Source organism: Spirosoma flavum, assembly GCF_042686045.1.
Taxonomy (GTDB): domain Bacteria; phylum Bacteroidota; class Bacteroidia; order Cytophagales; family Spirosomataceae; genus Spirosoma; species Spirosoma flavum.
This window is the reverse complement of sequence record NZ_JBHUOM010000001.1, coordinates 820478-844379: the sequence shown is the minus strand read 5'-3', so window position 1 is coordinate 844379 and position 23902 is coordinate 820478. Positions and strand designations below refer to the sequence as shown.

General features: G+C 47.5%; 17 protein-coding genes. 16 read left to right on the top strand and 1 reads right to left on the bottom strand.

Features of this window, described 5'->3' with window-relative positions; genetic code table 11:
• The first annotated feature begins 45 nt into the window (after positions 1-45).
• From ACFS25_RS03395 to ACFS25_RS03355, 9 genes are all read left to right on the top strand, one after another.
• Positions 46-1497, top strand: coding sequence for a RagB/SusD family nutrient uptake outer membrane protein (locus ACFS25_RS03395; RefSeq protein WP_381496994.1), 1452 nt, complete (start codon positions 46-48; stop codon positions 1495-1497).
• Between the two features lie 114 nt (positions 1498-1611).
• Positions 1612-2166, top strand: coding sequence for a gluconate 2-dehydrogenase subunit 3 family protein (locus ACFS25_RS03390; protein WP_381496993.1), 555 nt, complete (start codon positions 1612-1614; stop codon positions 2164-2166).
• Positions 2167-2212: 46 nt separating this feature from the next.
• A complete protein-coding gene (locus ACFS25_RS03385; protein ID WP_381496992.1) occupies positions 2213-3922 on the top strand; it encodes a GMC oxidoreductase in 1710 nt (569 codons plus the stop codon).
• A 93-nt stretch (positions 3923-4015) separates the two neighbouring features.
• Positions 4016-6205, top strand: a complete 2190-nt coding sequence (locus tag ACFS25_RS03380) for a hypothetical protein (RefSeq protein WP_381496991.1) — start codon at positions 4016-4018, stop codon at positions 6203-6205.
• A 108-nt stretch (positions 6206-6313) separates the two neighbouring features.
• A complete protein-coding gene (locus ACFS25_RS03375; protein WP_381496990.1) occupies positions 6314-6904 on the top strand; it encodes an RNA polymerase sigma factor in 591 nt (196 codons plus the stop codon).
• A gap of 134 nt (positions 6905-7038) precedes the next feature.
• Positions 7039-8055, top strand: a complete 1017-nt coding sequence (locus tag ACFS25_RS03370) for a FecR domain-containing protein (protein ID WP_381496989.1) — start codon at positions 7039-7041, stop codon at positions 8053-8055.
• 89 nt (positions 8056-8144) lie between these two features.
• On the top strand, positions 8145-11663 hold the full coding sequence (locus ACFS25_RS03365; protein ID WP_381496988.1) for a SusC/RagA family TonB-linked outer membrane protein: 3519 nt from the start codon (positions 8145-8147) through the stop codon (positions 11661-11663).
• Positions 11664-11692: 29 nt separating this feature from the next.
• Positions 11693-13132: a RagB/SusD family nutrient uptake outer membrane protein gene (locus tag ACFS25_RS03360; RefSeq protein WP_381496987.1), complete on the top strand. Its 1440-nt coding sequence runs from the start codon at positions 11693-11695 to the stop codon at positions 13130-13132.
• A gap of 78 nt (positions 13133-13210) precedes the next feature.
• Positions 13211-15388 carry an alpha-amylase family protein gene (locus ACFS25_RS03355; RefSeq protein ID WP_381496986.1) on the top strand — a complete coding sequence of 726 codons (2178 nt, stop codon included), beginning with the start codon at positions 13211-13213 and terminating at the stop codon, positions 15386-15388.
• Here the strand turns inward: ACFS25_RS03355 and ACFS25_RS03350 are convergent.
• Positions 15385-15552, bottom strand: coding sequence for a hypothetical protein (locus ACFS25_RS03350; protein ID WP_381496985.1), 168 nt, complete (start codon positions 15550-15552; stop codon positions 15385-15387). The genes ACFS25_RS03355 and ACFS25_RS03350 overlap by 4 nt on opposite strands.
• Here ACFS25_RS03350 and ACFS25_RS03345 point away from each other — a divergent pair.
• From ACFS25_RS03345 to ACFS25_RS03315, 7 genes are all read left to right on the top strand, one after another.
• Positions 15538-17307 carry an L-lactate permease gene (locus ACFS25_RS03345; RefSeq protein WP_381496984.1) on the top strand — a complete coding sequence of 590 codons (1770 nt, stop codon included), beginning with the start codon at positions 15538-15540 and terminating at the stop codon, positions 17305-17307. The genes ACFS25_RS03350 and ACFS25_RS03345 overlap by 15 nt on opposite strands.
• A 20-nt stretch (positions 17308-17327) precedes the next feature.
• Positions 17328-18239 carry a sugar phosphate isomerase/epimerase family protein gene (locus ACFS25_RS03340; protein ID WP_381496983.1) on the top strand — a complete coding sequence of 304 codons (912 nt, stop codon included), beginning with the start codon at positions 17328-17330 and terminating at the stop codon, positions 18237-18239.
• Between the two features lie 127 nt (positions 18240-18366).
• Positions 18367-19326, top strand: a complete 960-nt coding sequence (locus ACFS25_RS03335; protein ID WP_381496982.1) for a D-2-hydroxyacid dehydrogenase — start codon at positions 18367-18369, stop codon at positions 19324-19326.
• Positions 19327-19338: 12 nt separating this feature from the next.
• Positions 19339-19491, top strand: coding sequence for a hypothetical protein (locus ACFS25_RS03330; RefSeq protein ID WP_381496981.1), 153 nt, complete (start codon positions 19339-19341; stop codon positions 19489-19491).
• Positions 19492-19611: 120 nt separating this feature from the next.
• On the top strand, positions 19612-21768 hold the full coding sequence (locus ACFS25_RS03325; protein WP_381496980.1) for a hypothetical protein: 2157 nt from the start codon (positions 19612-19614) through the stop codon (positions 21766-21768).
• A 19-nt stretch (positions 21769-21787) separates the two neighbouring features.
• Complete coding sequence (locus ACFS25_RS03320; protein ID WP_381496979.1) at positions 21788-22693, top strand: NAD(P)-dependent oxidoreductase; 906 nt, start codon at positions 21788-21790, stop codon at positions 22691-22693.
• A 31-nt stretch (positions 22694-22724) separates the two neighbouring features.
• Positions 22725-23867: a glycerate kinase gene (locus ACFS25_RS03315; protein ID WP_381496978.1), complete on the top strand. Its 1143-nt coding sequence runs from the start codon at positions 22725-22727 to the stop codon at positions 23865-23867.
• Positions 23868-23902 lie beyond the last annotated feature (35 nt).

Below are 23902 nucleotides of genomic sequence, written 5' to 3'. Positions count from 1 at the left end.
GTCAGAGATATAAATTTCCCAAACAGATCTAAATCATTCGGAACGATGAAGCCCTATAAAATTTTTATTAACCTATTGATTATTAGCCTAATCAGCTCCTGCAAACAACAATTTCTGGATTTGAAGCCAATATCCAACGCCACCACCGACAATTTTTATAAAACGGGCGACGATATCAGAAATGCCGTGAGCGGCAGTTACGCATCTTTACAAGCTGACGGAATCACAGGCAACAGCTACGTATTCAACGAAATAGCCTCTGATAATACGTTGCCGGTAGCCTCTGGCTCAATTACAGATCAGGACGAATTTGACCGCTTTTACATCAAAACGACCAATCCGTACATAAACGGTCGGTGGAACGATAGCTATTCGGCCATTGCCCGATTCAATACCATTCTGGATAAAGTTGGTGGTATTACCATGGACGAAAGCCTTAAGAGCCGGTACATTGGTGAAGTCAAATTCCTGCGTGGTCTGGTTTATTTCTATCTGGTTCAAACGTACGGCGATGTGCCCCTGGTTATCAAGGCGATCAACGACCCGGATGAAGGTTATGCCTACACGCGGAACCCAAAAGCGGAGGTATACACCCAAATTGAAAAAGACCTTGCTGAGGCCGAAGCTGCTTTGCCCGCTACATATACCGGAGTCGATATTGGTCGTGCAACTAAGGGGGCTGCCAAAGCACTGTTAGGCAAAGTTTACCTCACCGAAAAGAAATATCCGCAAGCAGTTGCCAAACTGAAAGAGGTCATTGATCTAAACGTTTATACCATTCTGCCCAGCTATGCCGACGTGTTTAAAGTAGGCAATAAAAACCATAAAGAATCGGTGTTCGATGTGCAGTACAAATCGGGTGGAGCGGGCGAGGGTAATGCCTGGCCCAACTTATTTGCCCCACAAAACTCGGGCACATCGGTTATTGCGTTCAGTGGCAACGGCAACAATCAACCTACCGACGATTTGATCAAATCATATGAAGTGGGTGATGCACGCAGAGATGTATCGCTGGCTACGTCGTATGTCAACGCCAGTGGTCAGACGGTGCAGGCCAACTATGTGAAAAAATATTTTGATACGCCGGTCGCCATTAACGACAATGGTAATAACATCCCGGTCATCCGGTACGCCGATGTCTTGCTGATGTATGCCGAAAGTTTGAATGAAGTTGGCTATCAGGCAACGGGCGCAGCGTTTACTTACCTCAATCAAATTCGGACGCGGGCCGGTTTAAAATCGAAGACCGCAACCGACATTCCCGATCAACCGTCATTCCGACTTGCTATGGAACAGGAACGACGGTCGGAATTTGCCTTCGAAGGGCAGCGTTGGTTTGATCTCGTACGCACAGGACGGGCCGTTCCGCTACTAAACAGCAAAAAAGATCAGATTCGTCTGGTAACTACACTGACTGACAATAATCTGGTGTTCCCCATTCCTCAAAGCCAGATCGACATTAACAAAGATAAAATAAAGCAGAATCCGGGGTATTAACCAGACGTAGCAGGCTTTTGTGTGGAGTCAGGTTCTCAAACCTGACTCTGTGAGGACAAAGGAATCAACACCATTGGAATTAGTAGACAATAGCAAAACGTAATTACAAAGCGAATGAACAGACGGGAAGCAGTAACGCGGGTTGCCTGGATGGTGGGCGGAATCCTTTCGGCACCAACTCTACAGGCTATGAATCGCTGGGAGCAGATCGCTACATCAGGAACGTCCCTTAATCGCATGGGTTCGTTTCTGAACGAAACACAACACGCGATTATGGCCCGAGTCTCCGACTTAATCATACCCCACACCGATACGCCGGGCGCTCTTGATGTTGGTGTACCCGATTTTATCGAAATCATGCTTCGCGACTGTTACAAAAAGCCCGCGCAGGATTTATTCGTAGAAGGTCTTGGCGATCTTAATCGGAAAGGCTTTCTGACGTTGCCGCCTGATCAACAGATCGCTACGTTAACTAAAATTGAGACTGACGCGCAGAAAAACAGCAACTTATCATTCTGGCAACTGATTAAAGAACAGACGTTGCTGGGCTACTTTACGTCGGAAGCGGGCATTAAGGCATCGTTTGATTATCAGCCAATTCCGGGACGATTCGAGGCAATCAAGATTAAACCCGGTCAGAAGGATTTCATGTATGGCAATCAGGCTTAATCGCACTTATTCATTCATCTGTCGTAACATTCGTTAGCCAAAACCTATGAATCTGAACATAAAAGCAGAAAAAGCTCAAACGTATGATGCCATTGTCGTTGGGTCAGGAATGACGGGCGGATGGGCAGCTAAAGAACTAACCGAGAAGGGCTTGCACGTTTTAGTGCTCGAACGGGGATACGAGATCAAGCACGTTGAGGATTATAAAACGGCGATGGAAGACCCGTGGGAATTTGAACATCGGGGCAAAATCACAACCGTTGCCGCCGAGGAGCATTATGCCAGCATGTATTTTTCGGCCAAAGAAGGCAGTCAATTCATGTATACGAATGATAAGGAGAACCCTTACATTCAGAAGCGGCCATTCAACTGGATTCGGGCGTATCACACCGGCGGCAAATCGTTGCTGTGGGGCAAGCATACTTACCGTTGGAATAGTGAAGATTTCATGGCGAATGCCAAACAGGGACTTGGCATCGACTGGCCCATTCGGTATGAAGAGCTAGTTCCGTGGTATAAGTACGTCGAAAAATTCGTTGGCATTAGCGGTCAGGCAGAGGGCTTAGCCGTCTTGCCGGATAGTACGTTCCTGCCGCCAATGGCTATGACGGCCCCCGAAATCCATTTGAAAAAATCGGTGGCACAAAAGTTAAATCGGCCCATCACGATTGGGCGGGTGGCTCACCTTACTAAACCGCAGCCCTGGCATTCGGCGTTAGGCCGAGCTACCTGTCAGTTTCGGAACCGGTGTTCGCGGGGCTGCCCATTTGGGGCTTATTTCAGTTCACTGGCTGCTACGTTGCCAGCCGCTCGCCAAACTACCCGGTTGACGGTGATTCACAATGCTATCGTCAAGGAGATTTTGCTGGACGATAAAGGGCAGAAAGCCAAAGGGGTGCGGGTTATTGATCAGAACACAATGGAGGTACGGGAATTTTACGCCAAAATAATTTTCCTCAACGCTGGCACAATTGGCTCTACCTCCATTTTAATGAACTCTAAATCGGCCCGTTTCCCGACAGGGCTTGGTAACGACAGCGACCAATTGGGACGAAATTTGATGGATCATCACTTGAGTGTAGGCGCCAGAGCCGACATCGAAGGTTTTGAGGACGACTATTATTTCGGAGCCCGTCCGGGCAGTTTGTACATTCCACGTTTCCGAAACTGGGGCAACGATAAACGCGACTACCTCCGGGGATTTGGTTATCAGGGCGGTGCTTCCCGCGCAGACTATTCACGAGGTGCAACCGAGCCGGGGTTTGGAGCCGATTTTAAGAAAAAAATGACGCAACCCGGTCCGTGGAAAATCAACCTCAGCGGCTTTGGTGAAGTGCTGCCGAATCCTAACAATCGATTCACGCTCAGCGAAGATCAGAAAGATAAATGGGGGCTACCACAAGTCATTTTCGATGCTGATTTTGGCGAAAACGAACGTGCCATGCGGAAAGATATTATGAACGACGGAGCCGAAATGCTGGAAGCCGCCGGTTTCAAAAACGTTACTCCCTACGATAACGCGGTGGCACACATGGGTTTGGGTATTCACGAAATGGGAACAGCTCGCATGGGGAAAGACCCAAAAACGTCAGTCCTCAACAAGTTTAATCAGGTTCATGCCTGCAAAAATGTATTTGTGACAGATGGTTCGTTCATGGTCTCATCGTCGAATGTAAACCCGTCGCTGACCTATATGGCGCTCACCGCACGCGCTGCCAACTATGCCGTAGAGCAGTTAAAGGCCCACAACCTTTGACGTGATCGAAAAAATCAAACTCTGAGATTATCGTGTGTCTATGTCCTCACAGGCATGAGGTAATCTTATAAAATTTAATTTGTCTGAGTGCGTATGCAACGGCAATCCGCTATTTTATGGCTATGTATGCTAACGTTTCTGCCTCGGTTTGTGTCCGCACAAGCGAAGGCAGAGCGGCTTGTTGTTGCCTTCGATACGACGAATAAACCAATTCGATTTGGTGTAAGCCATCTGGAAAAAGCACTTCAGAAAGCGGGGCAATCTATCAATACGATGCTACTTGTATCGGGCGCGAAAGCGGCTACTATTACCATTCGGATTGTGCCCGCTCAGACTGAGTCATCTATCCGGGAAGAAGGCTATCGAATTAGTTATCAGCAGACCAACCTACTGATAACCGCTACCGATTCTGTGGGGGCTATGTACGGCGTAATGGACGCAGCCGAACAGATTGGGATGGGCAAAACCTGGAGAACACTCACCACAAAAAAAGTTGATCCGCACCTGACCGTTAGAGCCTTAAAGGTCAATTTACCCTGGTCGTCTTACCGATCCGGCCCGGCGATGGAGTTGCATACGGATGTATGCCGGGATCTGAAATATTGGCAGCGATTTTTGGATCAGATGGCCGAAAATCGCTTCAATATCCTGTCCCTTTGGAATATACATCCGTTCTCCTACATGGTGAAGCCGACCAATTTCCCAGCGGCCAATAGCTTTTCGGCTCAGGAAATGGCCGACTGGAAACGTTTCTGGACAGCCCTGTTTCGGATGGCACAAGAGCGGGGTATTGCCCCATACATTGTCAACTGGAACATTGCCGTATCCCCCGATTTTGCAAAGCAATATGGTGTCAAGGAGCGAAATGACACGTCGGCTGTTGTTAAGCGATACACGCGTGAAGTCGTTACGCAGGTTATCAACGAGTATCCTGATTTAGCCGGTATCGGGATTACCCTGGCCGACTGGATGAGCAATTTTAAGACAGCCGATTCTCCCCTACCGGACATGACACCTAAAGACCGCGAAGACTGGCTTGAAGAAACAATCGTGGCCGGAATCAAAGCCGCCAATCGCTCGGTTAAATTGCTGCATCGCTCGGTGCTTTCAGCCGACCCTGGCGAGATGCGACGCGTCATTAACAATGCTCACCTGCCCGATACCACACTTGTCGAGATCAAATTTAACTGGTCACACGGGCATTCTACGCCGGTGCTGGCATTAACGCATGATTCCCATTCGGGCAAGCGGGACGACGGTTATTGGAATCCATTGCCCGCCAATTACCGCATTCAGTGGATGATTCGGAATGAGGATTTTTTTATTCTGCGTTGGGGACAGCCTGACTTTATCCGTCGGCATATTGCGCAGAACACAGCGCCTTACGTTAACGGCTATTTTGTGGGTTCTGAGGGTTATATACCTGCCAAGGACTATTCACATATCGCAAATTCGCATCGCACCTGGGAGTATGCTTTCGAAAAACAGTGGCTGTTTTATCAACTTTGGGGCCGTTTGTTATACGATCCAGCCACACCTGATGCTGTGTTTGAAGCCAGTTTTGCGAATCGATACGCGCTTAAATCTGGCAAGTCGATGCTCGATGCGTTTTCTGCCGCCAGCCAAATGCCCCTTCGGTTAGCCTCCTTTTACGGCTCAACCTGGGATTATACGTTGTATTCAGAAGGATTTCTATCGCCATTTTCGGCTAGCAAGGGAATCCAGGATGATTTTTCTTCCTTTATTTCCATCAATGAATTAATTGACCATTCAACCTTAGACCCGGCTTATGTTTCCATAAAAGACTACGTTACCGGGACACAGGTAAAGAAGGCCGTCCCAGCCGGAATGACTAGCCCACTGGCGCTCGCCGATTTGCTGGACGCCGATAGCCAAACAGTAGTTGATCGAGTTCAGCAACTACGACCCAATCCAAATCCTACGCTAGCCTGTGAGCTAGCGGATTTAGAAACTTGGGCGTATTTAAGCCGCTATTTTGCTGATAAACTTAGAGCCGGTGTAGCCTTACAAACCTACCGGCTATATCAGGATAAAACACAGCAACAGAAAGCTATCATGCTACTCACCCGTTGCCTGTCGCACTGGCAAAAAGTGGGTGAAATTACGGCTAGCCACTACCACGAAGTCCCTTACATCGAGGGGTATTTATCCAAAGAAAATGCCTACAAAGATGCCCGACGTTTTTCCTGGACCAACTATCTGCCGCAGGTTGAGCGTGACATTGACTTAGCAAAAGATGGCAACTTTATAGACGTGAAGTAACCTACCAATTGTACAAATCGGTGAGGTTATCGGTGAAATATAGAACAAAACGTATATTTTCTTTAACTTGCTAGCCAGTTTAATGAAATGGTTTCTTCTAAAAGTCTAATGAGTTCCTTTGTTCAACAGGAAGATGAAACTGAGCAGTGGCAGAAACTTCAACATGGAGAACAGGATGCGTTGGCCTATTTTTATGAAAAATATGCCGATTGGCTGTTAAAGTATGGTCTGTCTGTAGTCTACAATCGTGAACTGATACAAGACTCCGTCCAGGAGCTTTTTATACAGATCTGGAACCGCCGTGAAAACCTGACCGTCCCTCAGTCGGTCAAGTATTACCTCATGGTTTCATTGCGCCGAATTATTCTTAAAGATGTTACCAAAAGTCGGCTTACCACGAATGTTTTCCCGGATGATACCGTCTCTTTAGCCCATCAACACAACCTTGATTTAGAAGAGTTTGACGAAACTGTCGCGCGTAAAATACAGGTAGCCGTTCGGTCATTGCCCCCCCGGCAACAAGAGATTATTTTCCTGCGATTTTTTGACAAATTGAGTTACGAAGAGATTTCGGAAATCACAGGGCTGGACTATCAGATTCTTCGAAATACCATCCATCGGGCTGTAAAAGCCCTTAGACACGCGCTTGTTCACACGATTGATTTTTTACTGCCTTTTCTTTTATTTTTATCTATTTAACTGATTATCAGGGCATTTCGAATTTTTGTTAAATTTTTAGAAAAATTTTCCTTTTTCGAAGGTTACAAAAGCTGGCTACGGCTTTCTGTGTATATGTAGTTACACCGCCCAACCTTATTACCAGCCTCTTATTTATGAACTATCTTCATTTTACTGAGGAAGATTTTGCGGCCGATGAGTTCTTTCAGCGATGGGTTATTGAACAGGATATTGAAAGTAAATTATTTTGGCAGAAGTGGCTTGCTGAACATCCTGAAAAGAAACCGATTATTAAAAGAGCACAATGGCTCCTTCAGACTATTTCCTTCAATGAAACGTGGAGCGCAACCGAACGGGCCAGCATGTGGCAAACCATTCAGGCGAATCTAACTTCGGGAACTGGTGAGACTGTAGCCATTATTCCGCTGTGGGGTCGTCCGATCTGGAGACGTTTAGGTTGGATTGCTGCGGCTAGTGTTGCCTTACTGCTCGTGAGTTTCGGCTTATTTTATTCAACGCTACAAACGAAGAAAATAGAGACTTCTTTCGGGGAGATGAAAACGGTTACGCTGGATGATGGCTCAATTGTAACGCTGAATAGTAAGTCAAAACTTCATTTTGCCAACGACTTTTTAGAGAAATCCAGCCGTGATGTCTGGATAGAAGGAGAAGCTTTTTTTGACGTTGCCAACCGAACAGTGAATGGAAAGAAAGTCCCCTTTATCGTTCACGCCAATAAGTTGTCTGTCCAGGTATTAGGAACAGCGTTCAACGTTCTCAACCGCCGGGATAAGGTAGCTGTTGCTCTGGAGCGCGGCTCAGTTAACGTAGTGGACGAGGAGAATGAGAAAAACACCGTCATGCTGAAACCAGGCGAGAAAGTAAGCCAGGCCGATGAAAAAGCTTTATTGGTGAAACAGAAGGTCCGAATAGAAGACTACACATCCTGGAAATCGAAGGTTATTTTGTTTAAACAGAAGTCCTTGCCCGACATCGCCGACATGATGAAAGATATGTATGATATCGACGTAGTCATCGATAATCCTGCGTTAAAACAGGAAACATTTACGGGGTCATTTCCCTCCGATTCGGCTGAAGTGTTTTTTGAAAAACTAAAAAAAATGTACCCAATCGACATCCATAAGGATGGCAACGTCTTTCACCTGAAGTGACAAAAAATCCCGCCCTAATGCTGAGTCTTGCCGGACGAGTAGCAGGAGGACGGGCTAAATCAATTGTAAACCCTAAACCTAAAAAAAGGATGTCTCAATTACTACGGGCAGTTCTGTTTTTTTTACTGCTGCACTGCGTCTTTCTGTCGCCGAGTGCCGCCAGTGCCCAGACATTTGCCGCAAATTATGCTCGTCCTGTGTTTCAGGGCGAAGTGAATCCATCAACCAGGCTGTCGTTAAATGAAGCATTGGATGTATTAAGTAAACAGCACCAGGTTATTTTCGAGTTTAACGACAATCTGCTAAAAAATAAAACGGTTGATCGAAGTATTATTGACAGCAAGAAAAGTTTGAAGGAAAAGCTTGGACGTATATTGACACCGTTCGGTCTGAATTTCGAACGATATGGCAAGAAATCATACATAATTTTTCCGCCTGCTAACGCGTCCAGATCATCGTCTGAACTAAAAGAGAAGGAGCTTTTGAAAGCTTCAGCTAACAATAATTCCGCCTATAATCCACTAGAACCGAAAGCTGGACGTGACAGCTTTTTGAAATTAGGCGATATGCAGGTAAACAGCGTTCCAGTAGCCGATATATCCATTCAGGGAACTGTGTCAGACGAAAAAGGAGAAACGCTACCGGGGGTAAGTATCGTCCTGAAAGGGTCGCAACGAGGTACAACAACCGATGCACAGGGACATTATAAGATGGATGTACCTAATGTAGACGGCACATTAATATTCAGCTTTGTCGGGTATCTATCTCAGGAAGTGAGCGTTGGCAATCGGGTTACGCTGGATGTGGTCCTTAAGGCCGACAACAAAACGCTCGACGAGATCGTGGTTGTCGGTTACGGCACCGTAAAACGGAAAGATCTGACGGGTGCTGTTGGATCGGTTAACACGCAGGAAATAAAAGAGTTAGCCGTAGCCCGTATCGATCAGGCTTTATTAGGAAAAGTGGCTGGTGTTCAGGTCAAAACTGTTTCCGGCGATCCCGGTGCGGCTCCACAAATCAAGATACGCGGCATCGGTAGTATATCGGCGGGGTCCAATCCGTTATATGTTGTCGATGGATTCCCGATTGATAATATCCAGACGCTAAACCCGAATGATGTCGAAAGCATGGATGTGCTGAAAGATGCGTCGGCAACGGCAATTTATGGATCACGCGGAGCCAACGGCGTTATTATCATCAACACAAAACGAGGAAAAACGGGAAAAGCAGTCATTAATTTCGATACGTATTACGGCTCGCAAAGCGTAATGAAACGGCCCGAATTCCTTAATGCAAATCAGCAGGCTCAATATTATTACGATGGTGTTCGGAATCGAAACATCGATAATGGCAACAACATTTCCGGCGCGGCAGGCAGTTGGACCGTACCCGTTCCGCAAACCGTTCTGGATGTGTTGTCGGGCAAAAACACCCTGAACACCGATGCATTAGGTGCCGTATTACGCAACGCACCCCAACGCCAGTATCAATTATCGGCATCGGGTGGGAGCGAAAACGTGAAATATGCCCTGAGTGGCGAATATTTCAATCAGGAAGGTATTATCCTGAACAGTAACTTTAACCGGTATTCGATACGCGCCAATATCGACGCCAAACTCACCAATAGATTATCCGTTCGATTTAATTTTAATACAGCCTATACCGAAGCTAAAGTGGTGACGGCCAGCGGACCTGGTGGTGGCGACAATGATGGCATCATCGCGCAGGCAACTTCCGCCCAGCCGTACTATCCGTTGTACAATGCCGACGGCAGTTACTTTGTTTACTCGAACATCGATGCCTCTACTATTCTGCTGAACCCGGTAGCTTTGGCCCAGGAAATCCAAGCCAAACGAAAAGGTATGCGGGTATTGGGCAATGTTAATCTCGCCTATAAACTAACCGATGCGTTAACCTTAAATATTTTACTGGGTGCCACCTCTTACAACTCGAGAGGCTCGCGCTTTAGACCGCAGATTCCCGCTTTCTTTAACAATGCAGCCGTAGGTGCTGATAGTTCGTCGAACACCTTGAACTGGCTTACGGAGTACACCCTGAATTACCAGAAAAGTTTCGGCAAGCATAACGTAACGGGTCTGGCTGGTTTCACGGCGCAGAAAGAAACGACCGAATCGAGTTTCCTGACCAGCAACCGGTATCCAAACAATTTAGTCCCCACCCTGAGCGCTGTGAGCGGTATTCTTACCGATGGATCGTCAAATAGGTATCAATGGTCACTGATCTCTTACTTAGCTCGGGTAAATTATAATTATAGTGATAAATATTATCTGACGGCCTCTATCCGAACGGATGGCTCATCCCGTTTTGGCAGTAACAATAAATATGGCGTTTTTCCCTCTCTGGCCCTGGCATGGCGTATTTCGGATGAGAATTTTCTGAAAAGCATTCCGAGCGTAAGCGAACTGAAACTGCGGGTTAGCTACGGGGAAACGGGGAACAATAACATTGGGAATTATGACCACTTAGCTACGATTAACTACGAGAAATATACATTAGGTGGAGTGGCCATTGGCGGGTACGCACCATCCCGATTGGCGAATCCAAACCTTACCTGGGAGAAGCAGAAATCATTCAATATGGGGATTGATGCCAGCTTCTTCAACCGCCGTTTGGGCATTAATATTGATCATTTCGAGGCCCGGAATACGGATTTACTCCTGAATGTGAACGTTCCCGACATCACCGGATTCAGTACGGCTTTGCAGAATATTGGTGAAGTAAAAAATACGGGTTGGGAGTTTGTGGTCAGCACGCTGAACCTGCAAAATAAACTGGTCTGGTCAACTGACTTTAATGTGTCGACCTACAAAAATAAAGTGGTGAAACTGGGCGCTCAGGGAGACCCAATTATCTCTGGCCGGAACATTACCATGATTGGGCAGCCCATTGGCATGTTTTACGGCTATTTGACCGATGGTATTTTCAAAAGCCAGGCTGATGTAGACCGGGGACCAATTTACAATCCGGGCGCTACGGATCGCTCACGTCCCGGCGACATACGGTTTGTTGATGTTAGTGGTCCAAATGGTACACCGGATGGTATCATCAATAACTACGATAATACCATTATCGGCACGCCCTATCCAACGTTTTATTATGGCATGACCAACCGCTTTGCGTACAAAAGCATAAGCCTGAGCGTAAGTCTGCAAGGGTCATACGGGAGTGAAGTAATCAGCACCGCCCGGAACATCACCTTGCTAACCCGGTCGCGCAGTCGGACGTTGTCCTCCCAGGCCAACTACTGGAAATCGGAGCAGGACCCCGGCGATGGCGTCACCCCGCGACCCAACGATGCGCCTACGGGTGGTATTCGGTTAGCCAATCAACGTTATGTCGACACTGGTACATATCTGCGTATCAACAACGTCACACTTAGCTATCAACTGCCCAGCGAACTCGTTAAAAAACTAACGCTCAGCTCTATTCGAGTGTATGCCAGCGCTACAAACCCCTTCATTCTTACGAAAAATACGTCGTTCAACCCCGATGTTAGTAGCAGTGGGGATGCGCTTACACCGGGTATCGACCTGAATAACTACCCCTTAGCAAAGAGTTTCCTATTGGGCTTAAATGTTTCATTTTAATGTCAGGCCATTACGTAAAAAATAGAACGATGAAAAATATAATTTGGCTTTTCGCCGTGACATCCCTGCTGATGCTATCGTGCCGTAAAGAGTTTATCGAATTAACCCCTGTATCGACCGTAAGTGTCGACGTTTTATACAAAACAGATAAGGATTTTCAGGATGCGGTTGTGGCTACCTACAACACCCTGCAAACCCAGTATCAGGATTTCTGGATTTATGGAGACGCGCGCGGTGATGATTCACGGCAGGAAGTTGTTAAATCCGACCCCTGGTATTTTTCGGATGCCTTTATTCTGAGTAGTGACAATGATGTGCTGAGAACGACGTGGCGCAACTACTACAACATCATCAACCGCAGCAATACTATTTTAGCCAAAATTGAAAGTGCTGATGCGGCTGTTATCACCAACAAACCCCGACATATTGCCGAAGCGAAGTTTTTACGTGCTCTGGCTTATTTCGATCTGGTCCGGATTTTCGGCGATGTGCCGTTGCTCACCAAACCGGTAACGACTGATGAAGCCTATAAACTGGCGCGCGAAAAAACGGACAAAATTTATGATGAAATCATAATCAAGGATTTATTGGATGTAGAAAATGTATTGCCCCTGAAGTACACGGGAACGGACGTTGGGCGCGCTACAAAAGGAGCCGCTAAAGCTATTTTAGGGCGCGTTTACATGACCCGCAAGAATTTTGCCAGTGCCGAAGCCAAATTACTAGAAGTCACTGCGTTAGGATACGCTCTTTTGCCAAATTACAACGATTTATTCACTTACACAAAGGACGAACACCACAGTGAATACATCTTCGACATTGAGTACGAAGAAGGTATTGGCGAAGGCAGCGTTTTCACAAACCGTTTCTTTCCAAATTCGGCGGCAATGGCTGATGTCTATGGCGTGAAAGGCGGGTTGACCGAAACCAATTCGCCATCGCCCGCTTTGTTTGCCCTATTCGTCGCCGGGGACCTTCGGAAAGACGTTACAGCCCAAAAAGATGGCTTTATCGATAAAAACGGCACATTCGTCAAGCTTCCTTCTGCAACATCGCAGGCGTATACTAAAAAGTACATCACTCCGGTAGCGACCGCCAACGATAGTCGGGCAAACTGGAAGGTGATACGGTATGCTGATGTTTTGTTGATGTACGCTGAAGCGCTGAACGAAAACGGTAAAACCGCTCAGGCCCTGCCTTTTATCAACCAAGTACGCACTCGGGCCGGTTTAACAGGCTACAGTAACCTCACCAAAGATGAGTTACGCGAAAAGATTTACTTGGAACGTCGATTAGAATTGTCGTTTGAGGGCGTACGGTGGTTCGATTTAGTCAGAACAGGCCAGGCATTCGATACGCTCAAACCGTTGGGAATGAAAGATTACATGACGGTTTTTGCCGTTCCCCTCAGCCAGGTTCAGTTGATAAACAACCGGGTTCTGTTTCCGCAAAATCCGGGTTACGAATGAAACCGGCAAATCCAACCATACATGTCATAAGTACCCTCAACCCAAGAACTAATGTGAGTTTTTCGCTCACCCCCACTCATGGAAAGAAGAGATTTCATTAAAACCACCGGCCTCATAGGCGGTGCTTACGCGCTCTCAATGCCTGCTGGCCTGGCTAATTCGTCGGCCAATATACTGGCACCAACTTCTCCATATTGGCTCGATGGGCCGATGCGGTGGGCGCAACTTGCCTTTGTCGAACGCGATCCCGGTCATTATGATCCTGATTTCTGGCTTAGTTACTTCAAGAAAATCCATGCTGATGGTGCTTTGCTGAGTGCCGGTGGCGTCGTGGCTTTTTACCCGACCAAGATTCCGCTGCATCACCGGAGCGATTTTATGGGCAACTCCGACACGTTGGGTTATCTGGTGGAAGGCTGCAAAAAGCTGGGCATGAAAATCATGCTTCGGACCGATCCACACGCGGCCCGGCAAGATGTTTACGACGCGCACCCCGACTGGATTGCGGTGAATCCAGACGGCACGAAACGCCGTCACTGGGCCAATCCGGAGTTATGGGTAACCTGTTCATTCGGCCCCTACAACTTCGAGTTCATGCCGAAGGTGAACCACGAGATTATGGAGCTTTACAAGCCCGAAGGGATCTTCTCAAACCGTTGGGCTGGTCATGATATTTGCTACTGCGAGCATTGCGTACGCAACTTCAAGGCGTATTCTGGTCTGGAACTTCCCCAAAAACCCGATAAACTAGACCTGACGTATCGGAAATATAATGATTGGCGGATCAAGCGCTTACGGGAGGTGTGGGCCTTGTGGGACGATGGAATCCGTAAACAACAGCCCAACTCCCGTTTCATACCAAATGGTTTTCCCGACAAGGTATTAACGGGTAAAGAAGCCGATCTCTTCTTTGCTGACCAACAGGCCCGTCGTGGTCTTACGCCACCCTGGGCGAATGGCAAAGGCGCTAAAGAACTACGGTCTACCTTGGGTCTGAAACCGCTGATTGGTATATTCAGCATCGGAATAGAAGAAGAATATCGCTGGAAAGATTCCGTTCAGAGCGATGCCGAAATCAGGATTTGGGTGGCAGAAGGTACTGCCAACGGTATGCGCCCTTGTTTTGTGAAATTTGGTGGCGACATCTACGATAAGCGATGGATGGATGCCGTGGCCAAATTATATGAAGGCTACTATAAAAACGAAAAATACCTGCGCAACACGGCATCAATGGCGCGCGTTGGCGTCGTGTATTCGGAACAAACCGACCGTAATTACGGCGGTCAATCGTGGCAGCAGAAAAGCAGTGACCACCTGGACGGTATCTACCACAACCTGGTGGAGAGTCGGGTTCCGTTCGATATGGTAAATGACCGACTGCTCAGTCCTGACGACTTGAAGCGGTTTAAATTGTTGATACTGCCCAATATCGCGGCTCTTTCTGATTCGCAATGCAAGCAATTACAGGCATTCGTAGACAATGGTGGTAGTATCGTGTCAACGTTTGAAACGTCACTTTATGACGAAGAAGGCAAGCAACGTTCCGACTTCGGTCTGGCCAGTTTGTTTGGTGTTTCCTACGACAAAAAAGTGGAAGGGCCGATGCGAAATAGTTATCTGCAATTGCGGCAGGATGTCAAAGACAGCCAAACGGTGGCCATATTGAAAGGTCTGGACGGTACGCCCCGCATCATCAATACCATTTATAAAGTCAATGTAAAGCCCACAACGAAGTTTTCCAGCCCAATCACGCTCATTCCTTCGTATCCCGATTTGCCAATGGAGGATGTGTACCCACGGGTGGCCGAAACCGACACGCGGGAACTCTATTTACGGCAGGTTGGCAAAGGTCGGGTCGCGTATATTCCCGGCGATCTGGACCGGTCTTTCTGGCAAATGCTGGGCACCGATCATGGACAACTTCTGAGTAATGTTATCAATTGGGCGCTGGATGAAGAACCCGTTGCTGCCGTGAAAGGACCAGGTGTAATCGATGTCAATGTCTGGCGTCAGGATAAATCCATGACGGTCCATTTGGTGAACCTCACCAATCCAATGATGATGAAAGGGCCTTTCCGGGAGTTAATTCCCGTAGAAGCACAGGTTACGGTCAACGTTCCGGCTGGAGCAAAAGTGACGGGCGTGAAACTACTGATGAGCGGGCTTACTCCGAAGTATGAATTAAAAAGCGGTACTTTAACCGTGACAGTCCCCAAAATTCTCGATCACGAGATTGTCGCGCTGGATTTAGCTTAATGCTGTAGGGTCGTGGTGTCGGTTTTGAGCGGTCCGCCGTTGCGGAAACCGACACCACGCGTCAGCCATTTCACGTTGACAATTGCGTCGGTTTTGACCGGACTGGCGTTCCAGAAACCGACACCACTCTTATTAACTGAATACAACTCATGATCTGGAAACAAGTTATTGACCCATTTAATAGTATCGCGTTATCCGTGTTAGTGGCGGCAATACCGATCATGTTCATATTCTGGGCCCTGATTATTAAAAAAATGAAGGGGTATCAGGCTAGTTTAATTGCTACAGGTCTGGCCATGATCATTGCTATTCTGGGGTATGGCATGCCCGTAAAGCTCGCGTTGCTATCCGCTACGCATGGGGCCGTATATGGCTTATTCCCTATTTGCTGGCTGGTAATTATGGCAGTTTTTCTGTTTAATATCACCGTTAAAAGCGGCCAGTTCGAGATTATCAAATACTTTATGGCGTCAATCACCTCCGACCGGCGGTTGCAGGCGTTACTGATTGCCTTTTCATTCGGTTCATTTCTGGAAGGTACCGCTGGTTTTGGCGCGCCGGTCGCCATCACAGCTGCCATGCTCGTCGGGTTAGGGTTCAACCCGCTCTATGCGTCGGGCATTTGCCTGATTGCCAATACAGCACCGGTTGCCTTTGGCTCTATTGGCATCCCCATTACGGTTGCCTCGCAGGTGTCGGGCATTCCCGAACTGCCCATCTCGCAAATGGTGGGACGGACCCTGCCAATTTTGTCTATTATGCTGCCTTTCTATCTGGTGACCATTATTGCCGGGTTCAAAAAAGCGAAGGAAATATGGCCTGCTGTATTGGTATCGGGTATCTCATTTGCCTTCCTGCAATGGTTTTCGTCCAACTATTTGGGGCCCGCCCTTCCCGACGTTATTGCGGGCCTTGGGTCAATTGTTTGCTTAATGGTTTTTCTACGATTCTGGAAACCTAAAACCACCTGGCGCTTTGCCAACGAATCAGCGGCTACGTTCAACGCCGACATAAGCTACACAAACGGACAAATCATCAGAGCCTGGTCGCCTTTTATTATCCTGACGATCATGGTCATTTCCTGGGGCGTACAACCAATTAAAGATGTACTAAATTCGGTTGGGATGATCCAGTTTGAATTTCCTGGGCTTCACAACGCCATTCAGGGAGGAGATGGCGTCTTATTAGCTAAGTTATTTAAATTCAACTATTTATCAGCAGCCGGAACGGCTATTTTAGTAGCAGCTCTTATCGCAATCCCACTGGTTGGATTAACGTATCGCACGGGTGTAAGTGTGTTTGGCGCTACACTAAACCAGCTTAAGTTTCCGATTCTTACAATTGCGGCTGTGTTAGGATTCGCCTATATTCTGAACGATTCGGGTATTACGCTCACGCTGGCGGCTGTGCTGGCCAACACTGGATTCCTGTTTCCATTTTTTGCCCCTGTACTGGGTTGGCTGGGAGTTTTCATCACGGGTTCCGATACGTCTGCCAACGCCCTATTTAGTAAATTACAATACGCTACCGCCCAATCCATCGGCGTCGATCCGGTGGTCACTGTAGCCGCCAATATATCGGGTGGTGTGGTTGGTAAAATGATTTCGCCACAATCCATCGCCGTAGCAGCGGCAGCGGGTAACCTGGTGGGAAAAGAGTCCGAACTATTCCGCTTCACCGTGAAGCACAGTTTCTACATGCTCATCTTTATCTGCTTCATTACGCTGACGCAGGCTTACGTAGTTAAATGGATAATTCCCGTATACGAAATGCTCGGCAGTAAAAAAGCAGTCGCTATGCCTGATGTATCCAAAGGGTACACATACCTGATCATATTGGCCATTTTATTGGCCGTTATAGCCACGGCTATCCTAAGAACTGTCAAAAAGAAAGCACCAACACCCGATTTAGTAAACTAACTTTTGCAACCTGAATTAACATGAATGCTCCACTTTGCAACTACATGAAAGTTGGCCTTGTCCATTTTATGGCTTTTCCCGAAACCATGAAAGGCGAAGGACCCATATTTGAAACCATTAAAAAAGTAGTTCTGGATGAGTACTTTACGGCCATAGAAATTACTACGGTTAAAGATATTGATGTTCGTCGGAAAGTAAAAAGTCTGCTGGAATCTTCGCATATGACCATAGCGTATGCCGCCCAACCCCGGCTACTGACCACCGGCCTTAACCTGAACGATACCAATGAAGAAGGTCGTCAACGGGCGCTGGCAAACGTTAAAGAAGGCATCGACGAAGCCTATGAAATTGGGGCTACCGGCTTTTCGTTTCTGAGCGGAAAATACGATGAAGCCCGCCGGGAAGAAGCGCTTGAACTATTGGTAAAATCGACTAACGAAATCTGCGCCTATACAAAAAGCAAAGGCGACATGAAGGTTTCGCTGGAAGTGTTTGATTATGACGTCGATAAACGGTCGCTGATTGGCCCGGCAGACCTCGCCTTACGTTACGTGCAGGAAGTTCGGAAAGAGCATGACCATTTCGGACTGATGGTCGATTTGAGCCATATTCCACTCATTCACGAAACGATTGAAGAATCACTTTTGCCAGTCAAAGACTACATTACACATGCGCACATTGGCAATTGCGTGGTCAAAAGCCCGGATATGCCCGCCTATGGCGATGTTCACCCGAGATTTGGCTTTCCCAATGGCGAAAACGACGTAGCCGAAGTGACTCATTATCTGAAAGTACTTTTGGAAATCGGTTATTTAAATACGGAAACCCCGCCAATCGTTAGTTTTGAAGTTAAACCGTTTGGCGATGAAGATTCGGATGTTGTAATTGCCAATGCCAAGCGGACGTTAAATGCGGCCTGGGCGAAGGTGTAGTTTTTTGAGTCACGGTTTATTGGTTTTCGTGGTGTCGGGTTTGAGATGGCACCGGCCACCCGGCCCGACACCACGAAAACCAATAAACCGTGACTCGGTTCGTGATATAAACGTAAAAAAATCAACGATGAAGATTGTCGTATTAGATGGATACACCTTGAATCCGGGCGATTTATCCTGGGAAGGGTTGGAAAAACTCGGCGAGTTGACAGTATATGACCGAACATCAGCCGATAAAGTGCTGGAGCGGGCGCAGGGTGCCGAGATTATATTTACCAACAAAACACCGTTGGGTGAAGATATCTTAGCGCAGTTACCCGACTTGAAATTTATTGGTGTGCTGGCTACTGGTTTCAACATTATCAATACAGACGTCGCAAAAAAGAACGGGGTTATTGTCAGTAACGTACCGGGTTATGGAACGCCCTCGGTCGTTCAATTAACCTTTGCGTTGCTGCTCGAACTGACTCAACATGTGCAACGACACAGCGATTCCGTTCGGGAAGGTAAATGGTCGCGCTCGGCCGACTTTTGTTTTTGGGATTATCCGCTTGTCGAACTGTCGGGCAAAACAATGGGGATCATTGGCTTTGGTAGTATTGGCGAAGAAGTGGCTGATGTAGCCACGGCTTTTGGCATGAATATCATTGGCTCGAAACGGCACCCTACGGATCAATCGCACCGTAAAAATTTCAAGTGGGCCGAGATACCCGAATTGCTGGAACAGTCTGATGTGGTGAGTATTCACATACCTTTGTCGCCCGAAACGCAGGGCCTAATCAACAAGGCGAATTTAGCGCTGATGAAGCCGTCTGCATTTCTGCTGAACACGTCCCGAGGCCCACTTGTCGTGGATCAGGATCTAGCCGATGCGCTTAACAATGGCGTTATTGCCGGAGCGGGTATTGATGTCTTGTCCAAAGAGCCACCAAACGCCGATAACCCACTATTTACCGCGAAAAATTGCCTGATAACGCCACATATTGCCTGGGCTACATTGGAAGCGAGAACCCGGCTAATGGCAATTACCGTTGATAATCTGGCTGCATTTATCAATAAAAACCCCGTTAACGTAGTCAATAAGTAAGCAAGTTAATTTATGGGATATAACCCAATCGGACGTTTGTTCGCTACCCGGCGGACGAATGCCCTAAGCCTCTTATTGTGCCTATTTTTTGCCAGTCTACCCGTTGTAGCCCAGCAAAATCAGCACGCTGACAAACGTAAAGCAGGTGATTCACTCGATCACTAGCCCAGCCATATTGAGGTACTGACCCACTTTGGGGAGCGGGCCGACATAAAATAAGCTGACCATTGACTCCCTAAAAGCGGAATAAGTGCCTTTTTCTCCTAAACCTAACTCGTTTCGATCATGAAAACGATCCATCATGTCATAGTCTTTTTTGCCTTTTCTCTGGTGTCCGGCAAGGTAATGAGTCAATCAGGAACAGCGTCAAAAGCCACGACGACCGAACTGGCAAAGATCGATCCGGGCAGTTACGACGCAAGCTGGTGGAACCGGGCACCCGTTCGCCTGATTCAAACTAATCTTCGGGAAATTGATGCTGCCATGAATACGGATGCCTATGTGCAGTCGATGGTCGATGCATCGGCCACGGTTGTGATGTTGAACGTTGGCGGCATTGTCGCCAACTACCCCACAAAGCTTGCCTATCATTTCAAGAATCAATACATGAACGGTGGCGATTTGATTGGCGATCTGGTGACCAAACTTCACGCCAAAGGCATTAAAGTAATTGGCCGTTTCGATTTTAGTAAAATAAACGAAACCTATGCCGACAAGAAACCGGACTGGTTATATGTCAGTACGGAAGGAAAACATGTGCATTTCAACGGGCAGGTTCATACGTGCCCCAACGGCGGTTACCAACAGGAATATGGCTTTGAGATACTTAAAGAGGCTATTACGAACTACCCACTCGATGGGATTTTCTTCAATATGATCGGGTACACAACGTCGGATTATAGTGGAACGTACTACGGTATCTGCCAATGCAACAACTGCAAAAAGCGATTTCACGACGAAACGGGTATGACGCTTCCGGTAAAAGCAGACATGAACGATCCGGTCTTCCGACGGTACAACACCTTCAAAAAAACTACGTCCGATGAGCTTTTTCTCAAAATAGGCGACTATGTTAAAAAGCTGAACCCGAATTTGATAATCAATACATATGCCGATGCGGGTGTCGATATGATTCGGGATGAGTCAAGCTCCTGGCTGACTGACGACTACGAGTGGAATTACTCCGGTACCGACCACGTAAAACGCGTCTTAGGCTCTTTTAAAGACAAAGTGCCCAGCAACGTTTTTATTTACTTTTTGGCCATCGGATTTCGGCACACAGCTACCTCGCCAAATATTGGCCGGGTGTGGTTGCTCGGTAATATGCTCAACGGGGCACCCCTCGATTTCAATGTCGTTGGCACACTCGTTAATCAGGACGACCGGGTATTTATCCCAATCCTGAATGATCTGTATGGCTTTCACAAAAAGCATGAGAAACTGTTCACCAACCTCAAACCCGTTAGTCACGTAGCTCTTATCAAGGGGTCGAAAAAGGAATACGAAGGCATGATAAAACTGCTTTCGGAAGAGCACATTATGTACGACATTATCGAACCGTCAACGATAGGCAACACATCAGCACCGCGCCAGTTGCAGGAGTACGACGCCATTATTCTGGGCGATGTTGCCAACATGGATGATCGTCTGGTTTCTCTGCTTGACGACTATGTAAAAAATGGAGGTAAACTGCTGGCAACCGGATTCAGCTCGACAAACGACGAAACAGGCAAACCGACGAAAACAATCCGGCTCAAGTCGTTGGGTGTGATGCCTGACTATGACGTATTTTCACAATCGAAATCAACGTATTTGCAAGTGTCAGCCAGTGACAAAAAGACGCTTGGCATCGACGGATTCAAGGACATTGACTTAGTTATGATGTACTCCGATTTCATGAAATGCAAGACTAGTGGTCCAACCGAAGCTTACTTAAAACTGATACCGACGACCCGTTTTGGACCACCCGAAAAATCTTATTTCACCGATGCCGACGTTACCGATGCGCCCGGTTTAATCGGCAATACGTTTGGCAAAGGGAAAACAGTTTTCATTCCCTGGAGGCTGGGTACGCAGTATGAATTTAAAGGTCATCATGCGCACCGGACTCTTTTCGTAGCGGCCTTACAAACTATGTTACAGACGCCAACGTCCTTAAAAACCAGCGCGTCACCGCTCATTGAAATGACGCATTTGGCAAATCGTAACGGAGCTTTTGAGTGGATTGGCATGATCAATCATTCGGGGCAAATTGGTGCGTCGTTACGGGAGCCAATTCCGATTCAAAACACGATAATCCGATTCAAACCTGCCAAGCCTGTGAAGCAGCTTACGCTCATGCGGTCGGGGGGCGAGTTAAAGTTCACCCAAACTGATGGTTGGGTAGAGTGTGTCGTACCCAACGTGGCCGATTTCGAAATGCTGGTTTGCCTCTACAGATAACCACTCACTACCAGTCCTTATGAAAAACAAGATTATCGGCGTGATTGGAACCGGCCTGATGGGCAATCCAATGGCGAAGCATTTATTGACTGCCGGATACACCGTAAACATTCATAACCGCACCAAAAGCAAAGCTGATTCATTGATCGGGATGGGCGCAACTTGGTTCGACACACCAGCCGCCCTCCCCCAAAAGTCGGATATAATCATCACGATGATCGGCTTTCCAAAAGATGTTGACGAATGCTACTTTGGGGTCGATGGTATATTTCAGGGTATAAAACCGGGTGCCGTTCTGATTGATATGACCACGACCAAACCCAGCCTTGCCATCAGAATTTCCGAACAGGCGTCTACAGTTGGTGTTGATTTCATTGATGCGCCCGTATCGGGTGGCGAGGTGGGCGCCATTAACGGAACACTTTCGATTATGATTGGTGGCGAAAAGGAAGTTGTGGATACGATGATGCCTATATTTGAGGTGTTCGGCAAAAATAGGGTGTATCAGGGGCCAGCCGGTTCGGGGCAGCATACCAAAATGTGCAACCAGATAACCATTGCGGGTACGCTGATTGGCGTGTGCGAAGGACTTATTTACGGGCTCAAAGCCGGACTTGATTTAAACAACCTGTTGCAATCAATAAGCAAAGGAGCCGCCGAATGTTGGAGTCTGCACATTCTGGCCCCCAAGATTGTAAACGGTGACTATTCGCCGGGATTTACGGTCGATAATTTCGTGAAAGATCTGGGCATTGCACTCGAGGAAGCCGAAGCCATGAAACTGTCATTACCGGGGCTTGCTTTAGTAAAACAACTGTACCTGTCTGTCCAGGCGACGGGCAATGGTTCTTCGGGCAATCAGGCGCTCTATCTTGCGCTTGAAAAGCTCTCGAATCTGGACCAAAAACTAACCCTTGTCAACTAAACTTGACCATACCAGCAGTCCTTTATTCTCCATGAAACCAACGCGCGTCCTTATTGCTCCAAATGCGTTTAAGCATAGCCTGAATGCCATAGATATTGCCAATGCGATTCAGAAAGGGTTAACACAAAGTAAGCTTGACTGCACCTGCGAATGCTTTCCGGTGGGTGATGGGGGCGATGGTACGGGCGAGTTGATGATCAAAAAATACGACGGCTTAGTGGTTTCGGCTGACGTAAATGACCCGTTTGACCGGCAGATAACATCGTCTTTCGGGATGGTTAATAACGGGGAGACAGCCATCATCGAAATGGCGAATGCATCAGGGCTTCAACTGGTAAAACCGGATGAATTAGACCCGCTACGGGCCACCTCATTCGGCACAGGCGAACTCATTAAACTGGCACTGGATAAAGGCGTAAAAGAAATTATCCTGGCCATCGGCGGATCGGCCACCGTAGACGGTGGAACGGGAATTTTGCGGGCGCTCGGTATCCGCTTTTTAATGGCAGAAGGTACCTTTTTGACCACCCCCGAAAGCCTGACTGACTTGGCAAGAATTGATGTTTCAGGACTTGATCAGCGAATTCTGGCTTGCGAGGTAAACATTCTTTGCGATGTAGATAATACGTTAGTCGGTGAGCAGGGGTCGGCGGCCGTTTTTGGACCTCAAAAAGGAGCCACGCCCGAAGGCGTAAAAAAATTGGATGCAAGCCTGAGCAAGTTCGCCGAAGTAGCCTTTACGCAAACGGGTATTGATATGACACGCGTGAAGCACGGCGGTGCAGCGGGCGGTGTGGCTGCGGGGCTCTACACATTTTTCAACGCAAAGCTGGTGAACGGCATTGATTTCTTCCTTCAGTTCACTGGTTTCGATAAAGCGTTGGATAACGCTGATATCGTTATCACCGGCGAAGGCAGCATCGATGAGCAAACCTTACACGGGAAAGGACCATTTGGCGTAGCCTTTCGGGCAAAGCACAAAAACCTACCTGTAATTGGTTTGGCAGGCAAGATTCCGTTAGAGCAGAACGAGAAATTGACTCAGTATTTCGATGTCTTACTGGCTATTGGCAATGGCCCGACAGACATAGACACCGCTATGCAGTCTACCGAGCAAAACCTGATCCGAACCGCCTGGCAACTTGGTAATTTGTTAGCAATGAAGTCTCTTTAAAAACTGGCAATAACCGAGATCAGATGAACCTAAGA

Excerpts from the sequence above, each read along its gene's own strand:
- ACFS25_RS03330 (WP_381496981.1), top strand. The coding sequence starts at position 19,339 with ATGGGATATAACCCAATCGGACGTTTGTTCGCTACCCGGCGGACGAAT.
- ACFS25_RS03360 (WP_381496987.1), top strand. The coding sequence starts at position 11,693 with ATGAAAAATATAATTTGGCTTTTCGCCGTGACATCCCTGCTGATGCTA.
- ACFS25_RS03335 (WP_381496982.1), top strand. The coding sequence starts at position 18,367 with ATGAAGATTGTCGTATTAGATGGATACACCTTGAATCCGGGCGATTTA.
- ACFS25_RS03370 (WP_381496989.1), top strand. The coding sequence starts at position 7,039 with ATGAACTATCTTCATTTTACTGAGGAAGATTTTGCGGCCGATGAGTTC.
- ACFS25_RS03320 (WP_381496979.1), top strand. The coding sequence starts at position 21,788 with ATGAAAAACAAGATTATCGGCGTGATTGGAACCGGCCTGATGGGCAAT.
- ACFS25_RS03325 (WP_381496980.1), top strand. The coding sequence starts at position 19,612 with ATGAAAACGATCCATCATGTCATAGTCTTTTTTGCCTTTTCTCTGGTG.
- ACFS25_RS03315 (WP_381496978.1), top strand. The coding sequence starts at position 22,725 with ATGAAACCAACGCGCGTCCTTATTGCTCCAAATGCGTTTAAGCATAGC.
- ACFS25_RS03390 (WP_381496993.1), top strand. The coding sequence starts at position 1,612 with ATGAACAGACGGGAAGCAGTAACGCGGGTTGCCTGGATGGTGGGCGGA.
- ACFS25_RS03355 (WP_381496986.1), top strand. The coding sequence starts at position 13,211 with ATGGAAAGAAGAGATTTCATTAAAACCACCGGCCTCATAGGCGGTGCT.
- ACFS25_RS03380 (WP_381496991.1), top strand. The coding sequence starts at position 4,016 with ATGCAACGGCAATCCGCTATTTTATGGCTATGTATGCTAACGTTTCTG.
- ACFS25_RS03395 (WP_381496994.1), top strand. The coding sequence starts at position 46 with ATGAAGCCCTATAAAATTTTTATTAACCTATTGATTATTAGCCTAATC.
- ACFS25_RS03345 (WP_381496984.1), top strand. The coding sequence starts at position 15,538 with ATGATCTGGAAACAAGTTATTGACCCATTTAATAGTATCGCGTTATCC.
- ACFS25_RS03375 (WP_381496990.1), top strand. The coding sequence starts at position 6,314 with ATGAGTTCCTTTGTTCAACAGGAAGATGAAACTGAGCAGTGGCAGAAA.
- ACFS25_RS03365 (WP_381496988.1), top strand. The coding sequence starts at position 8,145 with ATGTCTCAATTACTACGGGCAGTTCTGTTTTTTTTACTGCTGCACTGC.
- ACFS25_RS03385 (WP_381496992.1), top strand. The coding sequence starts at position 2,213 with ATGAATCTGAACATAAAAGCAGAAAAAGCTCAAACGTATGATGCCATT.
- ACFS25_RS03340 (WP_381496983.1), top strand. The coding sequence starts at position 17,328 with ATGAATGCTCCACTTTGCAACTACATGAAAGTTGGCCTTGTCCATTTT.